Source organism: Globicatella sanguinis, assembly GCF_002847845.2.
Classification (GTDB): domain Bacteria; phylum Bacillota; class Bacilli; order Lactobacillales; family Aerococcaceae; genus Globicatella; species Globicatella sanguinis.
In genome coordinates, this window is the sequence record NZ_CP126962.1 from 1,920,925 (window position 1) to 1,936,796 (window position 15,872).

The window sequence follows — 15,872 nt, forward strand, 5'->3', positions numbered from 1 at the left end:
ATGTATTATTTAATAGGACTTAAAACGTGCAGTACTTGCCGTCAAATCGAAAAATTGTTAAGACAAGCGGATATTACGTATCAATATCAAGATGTCAGAACGGATCGACCAACTGCGGATCAAATTCGTGGTTGGTTGTCTTCTATTAATAAGGAAAATATCGATAAATTAGTCAATACCCACGGGCAAGTTTATCGAGAACGCCAATTAAAGAATGATTGGAAAAATTTTACAGTCGAAGAAAAAATCCAAACACTAGCATCTGATGGAATGTTAATTAAACGCCCGATTTTAATTACAGATAATAATCGTCTGTTTGTAGGAAATGAAGTCAAAAAATATTTGGAGGAAGGGGCAAATCATGCATAAAAAATTAACAATATTTAGTTTGTTTTTATTGCTGACAAATTTTTCTTTGCCAATAATGCAAGCAGAAGAAAGTAGCCAACCAGAAACAACACTCCAACCAGAAACAACCGTATCACCCGCTGAAACATCAACTACACCAGCAACTGAAGAGTCAGATGCTACCGGAAATAACACTTCTATTGTGGAAAAAAATGGTGAGAGTCAATATGACTTTAAAGAACCAAAAGCGCTACTTGAGGCGCTGAAAAAATCTCCGGAGAATAAGTCTTCCATGCTTAATTTAATGGAAAGTGAAAACGGTGTGGACTTTACGCTTGATAGTTTATCGGCTTTGAAGGATAATCAACTTTACTATATTTTAAACCAAAAAGGTAATGATGGCGGCACTAATGTTCTGATTCAAACTGACGAACAAAATAATGTTAAAACATCTTTTTATTTAGCAGAAGATTTAGCAAAATTAGCCGCGGAACGCTTAAATAATGACTATGAACATTATAAAGATAGTTCAGTCGAAGCTTATTATGTCTACGCACAAGAACATATCGATGATATTTTAGGTACTTATATTGAGCATCCAGCGGCTAATGAAAGTAATCATGCACTTTTACAACACTTGAATTCAGTTGATCATTGGATGTTAGAATTAATCACTCAATATGTTGAAAAGAACACGAATCGTGCAGAAGTTCATCAAACAGAGCAAGAAGGAACAGTGTATGTCTTTAATATCGATCAAAAAGAGTCACAGCAACTGGTTGAATTGGCGCAAACACTAGCAGATGGTACAGACGAAACGAATCGTTTAACAGAAGAATTGCAAAAAGGTTATCTTGGCACAATCAGTTTCTCAATGAAACTAGGTGAAATAGCCATGAGTTTGGCAACCGATGATGCACATCATGTTATTGAATATCGTATTGGTTTAGAAAAAGCAACGATTAAACAACCTGATGCTGAAAAGATAATTTCAAGTCAGGAATTTATCAAGAAAACAGGTATTGACATTTTTGCTGATGGGCTAGTTTCAGTTGCAACCGCGGAAACAACAAGTTCCAACGATGAAGAAAATACGCAATCTGAGGCAACCGCAGAAACAGACACTGCAGAAGAAACCACCACCGGTGAGGAATAGTTAAAACGATTAAAATAAAGAGGAATTGATAACTCTATTAAAGCCTTTATAATGTATCAAATAGCAATTTTATCTATTTGATGATATAATTTTGGAAAAGAGGAGGCATAATATGAAAGAGTACATCTGTATGGCTGATGTAGAAATTGAACGTGAGAAAAAGAAATTATCGAACTTTGTTGACGAAGCAACCCTAGAACATAAAGCAACTATTTTTAAAATATTAGGGGATTTAAACCGAGTTAAGATTGTCGAAATTTTATCTCACTACCCTCAATTATGTGTAAATGAAATAGCTCAATTTATCGATGCTTCTGTAGCGACCACATCACATCATTTAATTACCTTAAAAAATAACGGCATTATTAAATCGGTAAAAGAAGGCAAACATGTTATCTATATGTTAGATACGGATTATGTAACCAGTCTATTTGAAACAGTCGATTTATTACGTGTGCAATGTCCTAAAATGAAAGCTGCTAAATAATTTATATTTAATTGTAGGCGATTTTACGGTATAATAAAATCATAAAAAATATTTATGATGGAGGGTGTAAAATGAAAGAGCCGGATAAAGAAAAAGTAGTAAATTGGGATAATCTATCTGAAAACCTAGACGATTTAAATATTGATGGCGTTTTAAATGGTGAAGATAGTAACCAACATATTGTAGCGACAGAAGAAGAATTTCAAGAGCTTTTAAAAGGATTATTCGAATAATTTTTTTGCCGAAGCAGAGTAGCAGCGCTTAACGCAATACTCTTTGCTTTGGTTTTTATGTTTAATTATCAAGACGGCTGTTAAAGCAGTGAAATCATTAGTTCATCTGAGTGATGTAGTCTCTAGTTGAGAAAAAAGATTGTAAAAGTTATATATAGAACAAGTAAATTGATTGAATCTTGAATTAAGAGCAGTATAATGAATGTAAAGATATCAATTGAAATATTAATAATTAAAACGACTAAGAATACCTATGAATGAGAGGTGCAGTAAAGTATTCATATTTACCTTAAAAGCTGTTATGGCTTTATAGAATGTGAAGGATGTTCCCCAAGTGAATACTAATCGTAGTCGTTTTTTTATAGCCTCAATTCAATCAATAAAGGATTTATCATTATTTGGCAAACCATCCATTATCGCGGTGATGTCCATTCAATAACTAAGTCCTAAGTAAGACTATAAACTACTTAATAACATGGAAGGAGGATAGCGCCTTGAAACCGTCTGAAAACTGAAAGGAGGTTATCCAACTATCTCTGTCTTGGCCGTACAGTAGAACGGCTTTTTTGTTTGAAATAAGAAGCTTAAATGAGTAAACATTATGAAATGACTGGTTGAAGAAAAAAGCTGATTAAAATTATCCCATTTCAGTTTTAGAAAAAATATTAAATCATCCAGAATTTAAGTTAAAATATATTAATAGTTCATCTGATGGAGTATTAGCAACTAGAGTTACTTGAAAACTCTATGAGGATATGATAGTTTATAAGCTAACAGAGGTGATCGAGTGATGGATAATCAGTTGCTTAATCCTAATCATAATTTTTATCCAGAAGATGATTCTTTTTTACGCTTTGAAAAAGCATATTATCAAATTGCTAAGGCGGTCTATCCTGCGTGGAGTATAGAGGCGAAAATGATTCAACAACTTAAAAAAAGTTCTCAAAAGGTAATCCAGATCGCACCGCCCGAGACGATTGATAACCAGACTTATAATTTTCATTTTAAGCAAATTTACGATAATGCAGGGAATGCCTGGTTTCAATTCGTGAACGTCCAACAACAGTTACCCAAGTCAAATTAATTTGAATAATCTAGTCAAACTACTTGCTTTTTGACCAAAAATGACCTATTATTATAACTGTATTAGCACTTAAGGTGATAGAGTGCTAAAAATATCAAATAGTGGAGGAATACAATCATGTTAAAACCCTTAGGAAAACGTGTATTAATCAGACTAGAATCAAATGAAAAAGTTTCAACAGGTGGGTTAGTATTAGCAAGTGCTGCAAAAGAAAAACCAACTCAAGGTGAAGTAATTGCTTTAGGTCAATTAGTAACCGAAGAAGATATCGTGAAAACAGGCGATGTTGTTTTATTCAATGAGTTTTCAGGAACAACCATTACTCATGAAGGTACTGACTACTTAGTCATTGATTTAGAAGAAGTATTAGCAATTTTAGGATAGGAGATAGTAGATAATGGCAAAAGAATTAAAATTTTCAGAAGATGCTCGCGCTTCATTATTACGCGGAGTCGATATTTTAGCAAATACCGTTAAAACCACTTTAGGACCAAAGGGCCGTAATGTGGTGTTAGATAAAACATATGGTTCTCCATTAATTACCAATGATGGTGTGACGATTGCTCGTGAAATTGAATTAGAAGATCGTTTCGAAAACATGGGAGCACAATTAGTATTAGAAGTTGCTTCAAAAACCAATGACGTAGCTGGTGACGGAACGACTACCGCAACAGTTTTAACCCAAGCAATTGCACGTGAAGGAATGAAAAACGTTACTGCTGGTGCCAATCCAGTAGGAATTCGTCGTGGAATTGATATGGCAACGAAAGTAGCCGTAGAAGCGTTAAAAGGTTTATCACAACCTGTATCATCTAAAGATGCGATTGCTCAAGTTGCAGCTGTTTCTTCAGGAGATGAAGAGATTGGTGCATTAATTGCTGATGCAATGGAAAGAGTCGGCAATGACGGTGTTATTACGATTGAAGAATCTAAATCCATTGACACTGAATTATCAGTAGTAGAAGGGATGCAATTTGATCGTGGTTACTTATCACAATACATGGTATCTGACAACGAGAAGATGATTGCGAACTTAGAAAACCCGGCAGTATTTATTACAGACCGTAAAATTACCAATATTCAAGATGTTTTACCATTATTAGAGGAAATTATGCAATCTGGTAGACCTTTGTTAATCATCGCCGAAGATGTTGATGGTGAAGCATTGCCTACTTTAGTATTAAATAAATTACGTGGTACCTTAAATGTGGTAGCAGTTAAAGCCCCAGGATTTGGTGATCGCCGTAAAGCAATGTTAGAAGATATTGCTGTATTAACTGGAGCAACTGTTATTTCAGAAGAATTAGGTTACGAATTAAAAGATGCGACAACAGCGCACTTAGGACATGCAGGTAAAGTGACGGTAACGAAAGATTCAACAACAATTGTTGAAGGTGCAGGAGATAAAGCGGCTATTGAAAATCGTATCCAAATTATCCGTGCTCAAGCAGAAGAAACAACTTCAAGTTTCGACCGTGAAAAACTACAAGAACGATTAGCAAAATTATCTGGTGGCGTAGCGGTGATTAAAGTAGGAGCAGCGACTGAAACAGAGCAAAAAGAACGTAAATTACGTATTGAAGATGCCTTAAATGCGACACGTGCTGCGGTTGAAGAAGGTATTGTTTCTGGTGGTGGTACAGCCTTATTAAATGTTCAAGAACAAGTATTAGCCATTGAAGCAACTGGCGATGAAGCAACAGGTGTCAACATTGTGGCGCGTGCTTTAGAAGAACCCGTTCGTCAAATTGCTGCCAATGCAGGAAAAGAAGGTTCAGTGGTTGTGAATGAAATTAATCGTGCAGATAAAGGCATTGGTTATAACGCAGCTACCGATAAATTTGAAAATATGATTGAAGCAGGAATTGTTGACCCAACAAAAGTGACTCGTTCTGCTTTACAAAATGCAACATCAGTAGCAGCTTTATTATTAACCACTGAAGCGGTTGTCGCAGAGATACCAAAAGATGAGCCAGAAATGCCAATGGGCGGCGGTATGCCAGGAATGATGTAAGAAATGATTGATGCTAAAGCAGCTATTAACTCAGTTACGTCCTAGGCTAGATAAGCCTAAGTATTTAAAAGCGTTTGTGAAAAATGTTTATCATGTAATTGAATAACGATTGTTTAGCTAGCAAAAAATTGAAGACAAATTCAAGCAGAGGATAGAACAAAATCGTTCGGTCCTTTGCTTTTTTTATTTGGATAAGAGCTATAAACTTGATATACTAAAAGTAATAAAAAGGAGATGATTAAGATGCCGCAAGTTCAACAAAAAGCCACAACTAAAAGATTGGTTGCGATAGGAGCTTCATTAATTATTTTAGGACTTGGTGCTTTTACAACGACTCAAAAACCGCAAAATGAGCAAACATCTAGTTCAGAAACATTAACTGACATGGTACTGAATCGCCAAGATTTTAATGAAAAAGTCTTACAAGGTAATGATGTCACTAATCGTATCGCAGTTATCCGAGTCAATGGTGTGATTCAAGATAATGGATCAAGTTCTTTGATAAGTGGTAGTGAAGGTTATCAGCATCAACAAGTGATTGAACAATTTAAAGCAGCTGCCAAAGACTCAACCGTAAAAGGGATATTATTAGCAGTTGATAGCCCAGGTGGCGGCGTTTATGAAAGTGCTGAGTTGCGTGCGCAAATTCAAAAAGTTCGCGAAGAAACTAACAAACCTATTTATACTTCATTTGGTTCAGTCTCAGCTAGTGGTGGTTATTATATTTCAGCAGAAACAGATCGGATTTATGCTGCAGAAGAGACAACTACCGGTTCAATCGGAGTTATTATGGGCAATTATGATTTCTCACAATTAATGGAAAATATTGGTGTGAAGCAAAATGTTATTAAATCTGGTGAAATGAAAGATATTATGAGTTCTACTCGATCGATGACTAAAGAAGAAAAAGAAGTAATCCAAACTTACTTAAACAATGCCTTTGAACGTTTTTTAGAAATTGTTATGAATGGTCGAGGTATGAGCAAAGAGGAAGTTTTAAAAGTAGCAGATGGACGTGTGTTTGATGGACGTCAAGCTGTTGAAAATGGTCTGGTTGATGAAATCGGTTATGAAGCTGATGCAATTAAGGGACTGGCAGAAAAAATAGCAGCTGAGAATCCAGTGGTATTTGAATACGTAGCAAAAGATGCAAGTCTCTTTTCAAACTACTTACCATTTGGTTTAAACTTTAAAGGGAATCAAGATTTAACTTCACAGGCGGGGCAAGTGTGGTCATTCATTGAAGCACAACAATCACCCACTGCTCAATATATTTATCGAGGTGGTCACTAATGACAAAATTAGATAAATCAAATTTAGAGGACGAATGGGTTGATCAAGTTGAACAACTTTCAGAAAATACAGCTAGCGATACCGTTACTAATAACGAGAATCAAGGAACAAGCGAAGAAGAGTTAGCTGAGACTGTCAATAAATCGTTAACTCATGATGCAGAAGATGGTACCGTTCTTGCACGGGAAGATTACGAAGATGTACAACTGCCCCATGATAATGCTACACCTGAATTATCTTCAGTTAATGAAGATGTATCTGAACAGGAATTACCTGCAAACGAGACGATGTCAACGCCTAAAGACGATGCATTAAACCCGGAGCCATCAACTAACGAAGAGATGCCAACCTCTAAAGACGATGTGTCAAAGCACACTATTTCGGCCAATCAAGACTTATTACTAAATCAGGAGAAAAGATCAGTTAATGAGTCAACATCAGAGGCCGAACTACTGACTGCCAATGAAACGAAGCAACAGACAGCTGGCACTTCAACCGAAGAGGAGTATGATTGGTCAACCGGTAAGGATTCAACTAGCAATTATCAAGCAATTGAGAAAGCAGCATGGGAAGCTGATCGTAAATATAAAATTGATAAAGGCTCACCTTATGAGTTCCATTATATTGCTAGTGCCCATCGACGTGTTGTAGCTTTTTTAATTGATAGCTTAGTCATAACGGGACTTATTAATTTATTCTTCAGCATGTGGAGCTTTACGTCGTTGATTAACTTTGGTATTTCAACTGCTATTTATTGTCTTTATTTTGCTGGATTGACTTTAATCTTTAAAGGGCAAACTTTAGGCAAGATGATAATGGGCTTAAGAACGGTTCGATTAGATGGTTATAATCTTAAACTATCAGATATTTTCTTTAGAGAAATTGTATCTAGAATTATTCAAAGACCATATCCCTTTTTATATTTAATCAGTTTCTTTACTAGTGAGAAAAAACAAATTGGTGACTGGGTGGCGAACACTTGTGTCATCGTAGATTTTGAATAATTGAGGAGTAGCGAATGATCAAACCAATAGTAAAAGATCCCTTTTTCTTATCACAAAAATCAGTAGAAGCGACTAAAGCCGATTTGCCTATCATCCGAGATTTACAAGATACTTTAAATGCTAATCGTGAACAATGTGTTGGCATGGCCGCTAATATGATTGGCCATTTGAAAAATATTATTATTTTCTCTTTAGGACCAGTTGACATGGTAATGGTGAATCCACAAATCATCGCAAAATCAGAACCATATGAGGTTGAAGAAAGTTGTTTGTCATTAGAAGGAGTGCGTAAAACGACTCGCTATCGCAAAATAACGGTGAGTTACCAAGATGCTCATTTTAAAAAGCATACTGGAAAGTATCAAGATTTTTTAGCGCAAGTGATTCAACACGAAATCGATCATCTCCATGGTATTATTATTTAATAGTTAGCTGAATTGAGTATGTTAAAAAGTATTGTTGAAATGAATAAACAATCGATAAAGGAATTCGTTTTCATCATTTAATGCAAATTTTAGAAAATCATGATAAAATGAAAAGCGAGTGAAAACGGAGGTGGATGAATGGTTACGATTAATGATATTGCAAGAGAAGCGGGCGTTGCCAAGAGTACCGTTTCGAGATATCTTAATGGTGGCTCAGTAAGTCAGAAAACAGCTGAGAAAATAAATTTCGTGATCCAAAAAACAGGATATTTACCGAACACCTTTGCCCAAAGTTTAAAAGCAAAGCAAACGAAAATGGTGGGAGCTATCACACCACGTTTAGATAGTTTTGCGTCAAATACAATGTTATCTGGAGTAGAAAATTATTTAAGAAAAAAAGGTTATAAATTATTAATTGTCAATTCAAACCTTGAACCCGAATCAGAATTAGAGGCAATAAGAAGTTTTCAAGCGAACCGGATGGATGGCATTATCTTTTTGATGACCCATTTTTCAAAAGATTTAGAAAAAACAATGAAAGCATCTAAAATACCAATTGTGGTAGTGGGGCAAGAAAATCCAATAGGAGATTCAATTTTCTTTAGCGAACAAACAGCTGGAGAGCAATTAGCGTACTACCTTTATCGATTAGGGCATCGTAAAATTCATTATTTAGCAGCTACTAAAAATGACCCTGCGATTGGGATATACCGTCGTAACGCTATACGAAATACATTTCTATCGTTCGGGGATACGGAGTTTGAAGAGTTAGAGGCGGGCTTTAGAATGGGCGAAGCGTATGAAGTGACTAAGCGAGAGTTAATTTTATCGCAACCAGAGTTAATTGTGGGAGCAACCGATATGATGGCGATTGGTGCGATGAAAGCCTGTTTAGAAGAAGGGTTAAGAGTCCCGAAAGATGTTAGTATTGCGGGCTTTGGGAATCATGCGACCGGAGCTTCTTTTTATCCAGGTTTAACAACAGTCGAATATCCTTATTTTAATGCGGGTGAGATTGCAGCAGGCCATTTGTTACACCGAATTAATCATCAGCAACAAGAAGAAAGCATCGAATTACCAACAAAATTAATTTTAAGAGAGTCCGTTTTGGATAAAAGATGAAGAAAAAGACCGATGAAAACATGAAAATAATAAATTTTTTATAAAAATTATTTTCAATCTCTTTCAGGTTGATGGCCTATTACCAGTGTTTTGGTGAAGAGGTCATCTTTTTTTTTACTTAATATAGCTTAAAAACCTTAATTTAATCAATTTGTTGACGTTTCCATGTTGCAATTTATTTTTTTATTTCGTATAATGAACTCAGTAATTAGGAACTGGTTCCAAAAAAGAAAAACAAATATATGGAGGTATCAAAATGGATTACAAAGATATAGCAAAATCCGTTGTGGAAAATTTAGGTGGAACAGAAAACATTAATAGCGTGGCTCACTGTGCAACTCGTTTACGTGTAATGGTTAAAGACGAGCAAAAAATTAATAAAGAAAAAATGGAAAATGTCGATAAAGTAATGGGTGCTTTCTTTAACTCAGGACAATATCAAATTATTTTTGGAACGGGTACCGTTAATAAAGTATACGATGCAGTCGCTCAATTACCAGGTGTTAATACGGTGACAAAATCTGATCAAAAAGCATCAGCATCTGAACAACAACCACAAGGTAGTTTCTTTAAACGTGCCATTCGTACATTTGGTGATGTGTTTGTTCCAATTATTCCGGTTTTAGTAGCAACTGGGTTATTTATGGGGGTTCGTGGATTATTAACACAACCTGACATATTGGCATTATTCGGTATGACACCAGAAAGTTTAAATCCAAATTTCATTCAATGGACGCAAATTTTAACGGATACAGCTTTTGCTTTCTTACCAGCATTAGTCGCTTGGTCTTCATTCAAGGTATTTGGTGGTAACCCAGTATTAGGGATTGTCTTAGGATTAATGATGGTTCACCCTTCATTGCCAAATGCTTATGATGTAGCAGGTGGTAGTGCCGAACCAATGCAATTCTTTGGCTTCATTCCCGTTGTAGGATATCAAGGTACGGTAATTCCTGCCTTTATCGTTGGGATGGTCGGTGCGAAATTAGAAAAATGGCTACATCAACATGTTTCTGAAACCTTTGATTTATTAGTCACGCCATTCTTAACTTTATTAATCATGAATATTTTAGGTTTATTTGCTATTGGACCTGTATTCCATTCATTAGAAACAGTCGTTTTATCAGCAACGGAATGGGTATTAGCTTTACCATTTGGTTTAGCGGGATTAATTATTGGTGGGCTACAACAATTAATCGTAGTGACCGGTATTCACCACATTTTCAACTTCTTGGAAGTACAATTATTAGCAAAAGATGGTGTCAACCAATTTAATGCCTTCTTAACCGCAGCAACAGCTGCACAAGCTGGCGCAATCTTTGCTGTAGGATCAAAAACCACTAATGCTAAATTAAAAGCCTTATCCTTCTCAGCGGGTATCTCTTGTTTACTAGGAATTACTGAACCAGCAATCTTTGGTGTTAACTTACGTTATGGTAAACCATTTGTAATGGGGTTAATTGGTGGTGCTGTGGGTGGTTTCTTAGGTAGTATTTTAAACCTTAAAGCAACTGGTATGTCAGTTACTGTCTTACCTGGTACTTTATTATACTTAAATCAATTATTACCGTATTTCTTAATGATGGCAGTGGCTTTTGGAGTTGCATATGGCTTAACTTATATGTTTGGTTTTAATGATGAAATGACCGCGAAATAATAATTTAACTGAGGCTGGGGAGTAGACCAGAAGTAGAAAATCGAATGATTTTCGCTTCGTCGGCCTACCCCCGCACAGTTGAGTAGGCCTCAAACAAGTCGAAAGACGCAGTTTGAGACCACTCAACCCCTGCGCTTTTAATTAACGCACAATGATTTTGACTAAATTTATCAAGTTTATGCCCAGCCCCAACCTCATTCGTGTTTTTAATTGTTAATTATAAAAGCAAAGTTGAAATGGTAATTACTATTTTAAGTTTGGTAAACTGTGGAGGAAGACACGAGTAATAAAAATGAGTATGACTTATTTAATTTTTAAGGTTTTAAGAAAGGGATGAATTAATTGAGAAATCAGGGGAAATTTGCACAACATTTCCATATTACACCGACTGAAGGATTGCTTAATGATCCAAATGGTTTGTGTTATTTTCAAGGATGTTATCATGTGTTTTATCAGTTAAATCCATATAACACCAATCATGAAACAAAATATTGGGGACATATACGTTCCAAAGACATGATGCATTGGGAACAATTACCTATTGCGTTAAAATCAGACGATTGGTTTGATAAAAATGGCGTATATTCCGGAAGTGCAATCGTTCATAATGAACAACTGTATTTATTTTATACAGGGAATACGAAAGATGAGCATGATGTTAGAAGAAGTTATCAATGTTTAGCTACTTCTTCAGATGGAATTAACTTTAAAAAACATGGCCCCATCTTAGAGCAAGCACCAGGATTTACTGGACATGTACGTGATCCAAAAATTTGGTGGGATGATCAATTATCGGGATGGTGGATGATATTAGGGGCCCAACGAGAAGACCTTACGGGTGATACGATTGCCTATTTCTCAAAAGATTTAATGAACTGGGAATACCGTGGCTCCATTCTACAATTTTCTGAGCCGCTCGGTTATATGTGGGAATGTCCTGATTTAATTTTTTTAACGGACGAAGTTACAGGTGAAGAGAAAGCAGTATTTATATTTTCACCACAAGGTTTAGAACCTAAAGGGCATCGTTATCATAATATTTTTAACACAACCTATGTAGTTGGTAAATGGGATAATGAACAGGCGCACTTCATTCCTGAAGCGGAGTCAGCGCGCAATTTAGCTGAAGTCGATGGTGGGTTTGAGTTTTATGCGCCACAAACATTTACAGCACCTGATGGTAGAATCATTCAATATGCATGGATGGGTACCATGTGGCCAGAAGTCGAAGAGGCAGTGCCGACGCATCGTGATAAGTGGGTTCATCACCTATCAATGCCAAGAAGTTTACATCTAGTAGAGAATCGATTAATGCAACGACCAATAGTTGAAACCAATGCATTATTATCAAATGAAGCACAACCAATTAAATGGGATCGTAGTGATTTAATCGAATTGCCCTTATCAAATCCGGCAAGAATTCAAATTGATGGAATAAATACTTTGTCGTTTGACTTCCATATTATGATTGATCAAGCCGTTCATATTCAATACAAACAGCTTAATCAAAAATTAACTATTGAACGTATTAATTGGCATACCAAAAAAGCTGAAACGCGCTCGGTATTATTAAAAGAGGGTATTTCACATTTAGATATTTGGTTAGATACTAGTTCTTTAGAATTATTCATCAATGAGGGAGCAACTACTATGTCGATGCGTTACTTTGCCGATAATCCTAATTCTGAAGTAACTTTCCAAGCAGATGCAATCAGTCAACCTTGCGATATTAAAGTAACCAAATTATTAGCTTATGAGTTTTCTTAAAAAATAATATAATAATCAGATATGATTCGAGGGGATGGCACTAAGGGGAAAATCAGTAGATTTTTGCTTTGACCGCTAAAACCTCGATTTTTTATTTGTTCAATTTAACATTGACTATATTTGACATTCAAATCGAGATGATGTATTATACTCTTATGAACATTTGAATAAGAGGTGAAATAAAATGACAATGGCAATGATTTTAGAAGGAATTAATTATTTAGCAAGTATCGCAAAAACACGCGACTTAACAGAAGCAGAAGAAATTTTACGGGAAGAACTGCGTGGTGCTTATTTGGCCTTAATACGGCAAGCGTTTCGTAAGCAAATCGAAGGAGTTAAATTGGTCGACGAAACCGGTGCAGATGTTACCCCAGAAAAATTAAAAGCAATTCAAAAAGAAAAAGGCCTTCATGGGCGCGATCAAGATTTACCAACAAGAATGGCGGAGTTTTTATCAATGTTGCCAGATGTAGAAGAAGGCACTGTCATTTTTGGTGAGACCCATGACCTCTACGATGAAGATTATGATGACGAATTCGACAATGAGTATCGTTATGATTATTATGAAGAATACAATAGCGAATTTGATGAATATGATGGGGACGATCGCGATTACGATGATGAATATGATGACACGGAGGACGACGAACAATTTGATGGCGAATAGGGGAACCGTTTTATCATAAAGTCAAATTTATCTAAAATTAAAGAACATAATCATTAGCAGATAGCGGCAGGTAGTACCAAGTTTTTTTACTTCTTGCGGCTACCTCTTTTTATTTAGTTTGTTTTTTATGGTCTTTAACTTATTCTTGTAACATTTGTTTTTCGTTCTCAGCAGATGCTTATATGAAGGATAGAGCTTATTTTTACCGTCTCTTTTACCACTTAACCATGAAATTTAACCACTTATCAAAAATTCACCCTTATTTTTATACATTTTAAGTATAGTATGGGCAAAGGAGTGAATGCAGATGATTTTAGAAGCTATCAATTTAACCAAAACATTTGGCGATAAAATTGCGGTTAACAATGTGGATTTTTCGATTGAACGAGGTTCGTTTGTGGCATTTTTAGGTCCCAATGGTGCAGGTAAATCCACGACGATTCAAATGTTATTAGGGTTATTAGAACCGACAGCAGGCAAGGTTCATTATCCACAAAATGTTCGGGTGGGTGTGGTCTTTCAACAAAGTGTATTAGATGATGTCTTAACCGTTCGTGAAAATCTTTTCATTAGAGCGGGGCAATATCCAGCAAATGAAGTCGCCAATATTGATCAATTAATCCATTCATTAGGGATGCAATCATTTGAAAACCAACGATATGGGACCCTATCAGGTGGACAAAAGCGACGAGTTGATATCGCGAGAGCTTTGCTAAATCGACCGGAAATTTTATTTTTAGATGAACCGACGACTGGACTTGATATTCAAACACGAACGGCTATTTGGGAACTTATGGATCAAATACGTCAAGAAACCGGGATGACGATGGTTTTAACCACTCATTATTTGGATGAAACCCACGATGCCGATCAAGTATTTATCATCGACCAAGGAAAAATACTAGCAGCCAACTCGGCTAAAGACATCATCAAGCAACATTCAAAACATGTGTTAAAATTATATACGGCAGATGCAGAGTCAGTATGCCAATTCGTAAGTGACTCATTGGAAGTGGTAAAAGAAGACAATGTATTAATCATAAGAATTGATAGTTCTCAACAAGCGATGGAAATTTTAAAACAAGTAGCAGCTCTCATTACTGATTTTGAATTTTCATTAGGAACCATGAATGATGCCTTTATGGCTTTAACTGGAAAGGAGATGCGTTAGGATGAGACACTTAATACGTCGAAATTTACTCTTATATTTTAGAAATCTATCACATGTCTTGCTTTCGTTATTAGGTGCTATTATTTCATTTGGCCTCTATCTTATTTTTTTGAGAAGTAATTTAGAGGCCTCTTTTTCACAAATTCCGGACAGCCGCATGGTATTAAATTTTTGGGTCATTGCCAGTTCCTTAACCATTGCAGGGATGACTACGACCTTATCCAATTTATCTCAAATGACTCGCGATTTCGAACAAGGCGTCCGTAATGATTTATTAATGGCGCCATTGGGTTATTGGAAGCTTCAACTAAGTTATTTATTAAGTGCCATTTTGGTGGGCATCTTGATGCAAGTATTAGTCTTAATCTTTATGTTAGCTTATTTTATCATTGTCGATGGTATGGTGATGCGATGGAACATTCTACCTCAGTTGTTGCTTATTATTTTATTGAGTGCCAGTTTGTCTTCAATTTTGAATATGATTATCATTAGTTTCGTTAAAACCTCCAGTTCATTAGGGAGTATCGAGACCATTATTGGAACCGCTTCGGGGTTTTTAATCGGGGCGTACATGCCGATTGGTATCATGCCCAATTTTACTCAAACTTTGATGAAAGCCACACCCCAACTTTATATTGCATCCTTATTTAGACAAGTCTTAATGAATGAGGAGCTGGAGCAAATTATTTTCTTTGCTCGCAATCGAGTCATTGAAATAATGGGGGTAAAAATCAAATGGGGTGAACTATTGACTCTTCAAACGACCTATTCTATAGTGGTGGTAATGATAGTCGTTGCCGCAATTATACTAGGGTGTGTGTTGTGGGCACAAAAGAAAAAGCGCTAATTAAAAGGTGCTAATGATAGGAAGCAGATGAGTATTAGCTTATTGTGAGATGATAGTCGGACATTTTAGAGCCAAAGAATAGAGAAACGATTGTCAAAGAAGACTACCATCGAATGGAGGATAAGGGATGAGAAAAGAATTTAAAGTCAATAATCAAATATTAGCGAGTCATCCCTTGGTGACCATTCAAGCCGAAAGTTTAACCGATGAAGCCAAAGCCATTAGTGATTATTTAGACCGTTTTGGCCAGTTACAAGTTTCGACGATTCCGATAAAAAGTGATGGCCAAATATTAATGATAAAAATCGATCAAATAATAATGGCAGATATTCAACAAAATACTTTGATGATTTATAGCGTTGATGGTGTTTATCAAACTACCGAAACATTAAAACGATTTGAACAGCGACTTAACCGAGCACATTTTATACAAGTTTCAAAACATGCTATTCTAAATCTCGATCATTTGCATTCGTTATCGAATTCATTTTCAGGTAATATGATGGCGAAGTTGACGAATGGATATAAAACCAGTGTGAGTCGAAAATATGTTAAAGTGTTAATGGAATGTTTAGGTTTATAAGGAGGCAACTG

General features: G+C 35.9%; 15 protein-coding genes and 2 pseudogenes. All 17 read left to right on the forward strand.

Annotated elements, in window-relative coordinates:
* The 17 genes and pseudogenes from CYJ72_RS08605 to CYJ72_RS08685 all read left to right on the forward strand — a co-directional run bounded on the left by CYJ72_RS08605 (position 1) and on the right by CYJ72_RS08685 (position 15,861).
* Complete coding sequence (locus CYJ72_RS08605; protein ID WP_066126118.1) at positions 1-369, forward strand: arsenate reductase family protein; 369 nt, start codon at positions 1-3, stop codon at positions 367-369.
* A complete protein-coding gene (locus CYJ72_RS08610; protein WP_066126120.1) occupies positions 362-1,504 on the forward strand; it encodes a hypothetical protein in 1,143 nt (380 codons plus the stop codon). The genes CYJ72_RS08605 and CYJ72_RS08610 overlap by 8 nt, the downstream gene beginning before the upstream one ends.
* Positions 1,505-1,616: 112 nt before the next feature.
* Positions 1,617-1,991 (forward strand): ArsR/SmtB family transcription factor, encoded by a 375-nt coding sequence (locus CYJ72_RS08615; protein WP_078756633.1) that lies wholly within the window; start codon positions 1,617-1,619, stop codon positions 1,989-1,991.
* A gap of 71 nt (positions 1,992-2,062) precedes the next feature.
* A complete protein-coding gene (locus tag CYJ72_RS08620) occupies positions 2,063-2,224 on the forward strand; it encodes a hypothetical protein (RefSeq protein WP_157064790.1) in 162 nt (53 codons plus the stop codon).
* Positions 2,225-3,014: 790 nt separating this feature from the next.
* On the forward strand, positions 3,015-3,308 hold the full coding sequence (locus tag CYJ72_RS08625; protein ID WP_066126122.1) for a DUF5960 family protein: 294 nt from the start codon (positions 3,015-3,017) through the stop codon (positions 3,306-3,308).
* Positions 3,309-3,425: 117 nt separating this feature from the next.
* A complete protein-coding gene (locus tag CYJ72_RS08630) occupies positions 3,426-3,692 on the forward strand; it encodes a co-chaperone GroES (protein WP_066126124.1) in 267 nt (88 codons plus the stop codon).
* Positions 3,693-3,705: 13 nt separating this feature from the next.
* Positions 3,706-5,322, forward strand: coding sequence for a chaperonin GroEL (groL, locus tag CYJ72_RS08635; RefSeq protein ID WP_066126126.1), 1,617 nt, complete (start codon positions 3,706-3,708; stop codon positions 5,320-5,322).
* A 243-nt stretch (positions 5,323-5,565) separates the two neighbouring features.
* Complete coding sequence (gene sppA / locus CYJ72_RS08640; RefSeq protein ID WP_066126861.1) at positions 5,566-6,615, forward strand: signal peptide peptidase SppA; 1,050 nt, start codon at positions 5,566-5,568, stop codon at positions 6,613-6,615.
* Positions 6,615-7,619, forward strand: a complete 1,005-nt coding sequence (locus tag CYJ72_RS08645; protein WP_284629357.1) for an RDD family protein — start codon at positions 6,615-6,617, stop codon at positions 7,617-7,619. Before sppA ends, CYJ72_RS08645 begins: the two co-directional genes overlap by 1 nt.
* 14 nt (positions 7,620-7,633) lie before the next feature.
* A complete protein-coding gene (locus CYJ72_RS08650; RefSeq protein WP_284629359.1) occupies positions 7,634-8,044 on the forward strand; it encodes a peptide deformylase in 411 nt (136 codons plus the stop codon).
* A 138-nt stretch (positions 8,045-8,182) separates the two neighbouring features.
* Positions 8,183-9,166 (forward strand): LacI family DNA-binding transcriptional regulator, encoded by a 984-nt coding sequence (locus CYJ72_RS08655; protein WP_101813229.1) that lies wholly within the window; start codon positions 8,183-8,185, stop codon positions 9,164-9,166.
* Positions 9,167-9,422: 256 nt separating this feature from the next.
* Positions 9,423-10,814, forward strand: a pseudogene (locus CYJ72_RS08660) (sucrose-specific PTS transporter subunit IIBC); the annotation flags it as partial.
* A gap of 351 nt (positions 10,815-11,165) precedes the next feature.
* Positions 11,166-12,590: a glycoside hydrolase family 32 protein gene (locus tag CYJ72_RS08665; RefSeq protein WP_284629361.1), complete on the forward strand. Its 1,425-nt coding sequence runs from the start codon at positions 11,166-11,168 to the stop codon at positions 12,588-12,590.
* A gap of 190 nt (positions 12,591-12,780) precedes the next feature.
* Positions 12,781-13,026: pseudogene (locus tag CYJ72_RS08670) on the forward strand (DUF896 domain-containing protein); the annotation flags it as partial.
* A 541-nt stretch (positions 13,027-13,567) separates the two neighbouring features.
* The gene (locus tag CYJ72_RS08675) at positions 13,568-14,431 is read left to right on the forward strand and encodes an ABC transporter ATP-binding protein (RefSeq protein WP_101814042.1); all 864 of its coding nucleotides are present in this window, start codon (positions 13,568-13,570) and stop codon (positions 14,429-14,431) included.
* A 1-nt stretch (position 14,432) separates the two neighbouring features.
* On the forward strand, positions 14,433-15,278 hold the full coding sequence (locus tag CYJ72_RS08680) for an ABC transporter permease (RefSeq protein ID WP_101814041.1): 846 nt from the start codon (positions 14,433-14,435) through the stop codon (positions 15,276-15,278).
* 127 nt (positions 15,279-15,405) lie between these two features.
* Complete coding sequence (locus CYJ72_RS08685; protein WP_101814040.1) at positions 15,406-15,861, forward strand: LytTR family DNA-binding domain-containing protein; 456 nt, start codon at positions 15,406-15,408, stop codon at positions 15,859-15,861.
* The last annotated feature ends 11 nt before the right edge of the window (positions 15,862-15,872 follow it).

Bases quoted from the DNA above. Each gene is read 5' to 3' on its own strand.
- CYJ72_RS08605 (WP_066126118.1), top strand. From the start codon at position 1: ATGTATTATTTAATAGGACTTAAAACGTGCAGTACTTGCCGTCAAATC.
- CYJ72_RS08610 (WP_066126120.1), top strand. From the start codon at position 362: ATGCATAAAAAATTAACAATATTTAGTTTGTTTTTATTGCTGACAAAT.
- CYJ72_RS08615 (WP_078756633.1), top strand. From the start codon at position 1,617: ATGAAAGAGTACATCTGTATGGCTGATGTAGAAATTGAACGTGAGAAA.
- CYJ72_RS08620 (WP_157064790.1), top strand. From the start codon at position 2,063: ATGAAAGAGCCGGATAAAGAAAAAGTAGTAAATTGGGATAATCTATCT.
- CYJ72_RS08625 (WP_066126122.1), top strand. From the start codon at position 3,015: ATGGATAATCAGTTGCTTAATCCTAATCATAATTTTTATCCAGAAGAT.
- CYJ72_RS08630 (WP_066126124.1), top strand. From the start codon at position 3,426: ATGTTAAAACCCTTAGGAAAACGTGTATTAATCAGACTAGAATCAAAT.
- groL (WP_066126126.1), top strand. From the start codon at position 3,706: ATGGCAAAAGAATTAAAATTTTCAGAAGATGCTCGCGCTTCATTATTA.
- sppA (WP_066126861.1), top strand. From the start codon at position 5,566: ATGCCGCAAGTTCAACAAAAAGCCACAACTAAAAGATTGGTTGCGATA.
- CYJ72_RS08645 (WP_284629357.1), top strand. From the start codon at position 6,615: ATGACAAAATTAGATAAATCAAATTTAGAGGACGAATGGGTTGATCAA.
- CYJ72_RS08650 (WP_284629359.1), top strand. From the start codon at position 7,634: ATGATCAAACCAATAGTAAAAGATCCCTTTTTCTTATCACAAAAATCA.
- CYJ72_RS08655 (WP_101813229.1), top strand. From the start codon at position 8,183: ATGGTTACGATTAATGATATTGCAAGAGAAGCGGGCGTTGCCAAGAGT.
- CYJ72_RS08675 (WP_101814042.1), top strand. From the start codon at position 13,568: ATGATTTTAGAAGCTATCAATTTAACCAAAACATTTGGCGATAAAATT.
- CYJ72_RS08680 (WP_101814041.1), top strand. From the start codon at position 14,433: ATGAGACACTTAATACGTCGAAATTTACTCTTATATTTTAGAAATCTA.
- CYJ72_RS08685 (WP_101814040.1), top strand. From the start codon at position 15,406: ATGAGAAAAGAATTTAAAGTCAATAATCAAATATTAGCGAGTCATCCC.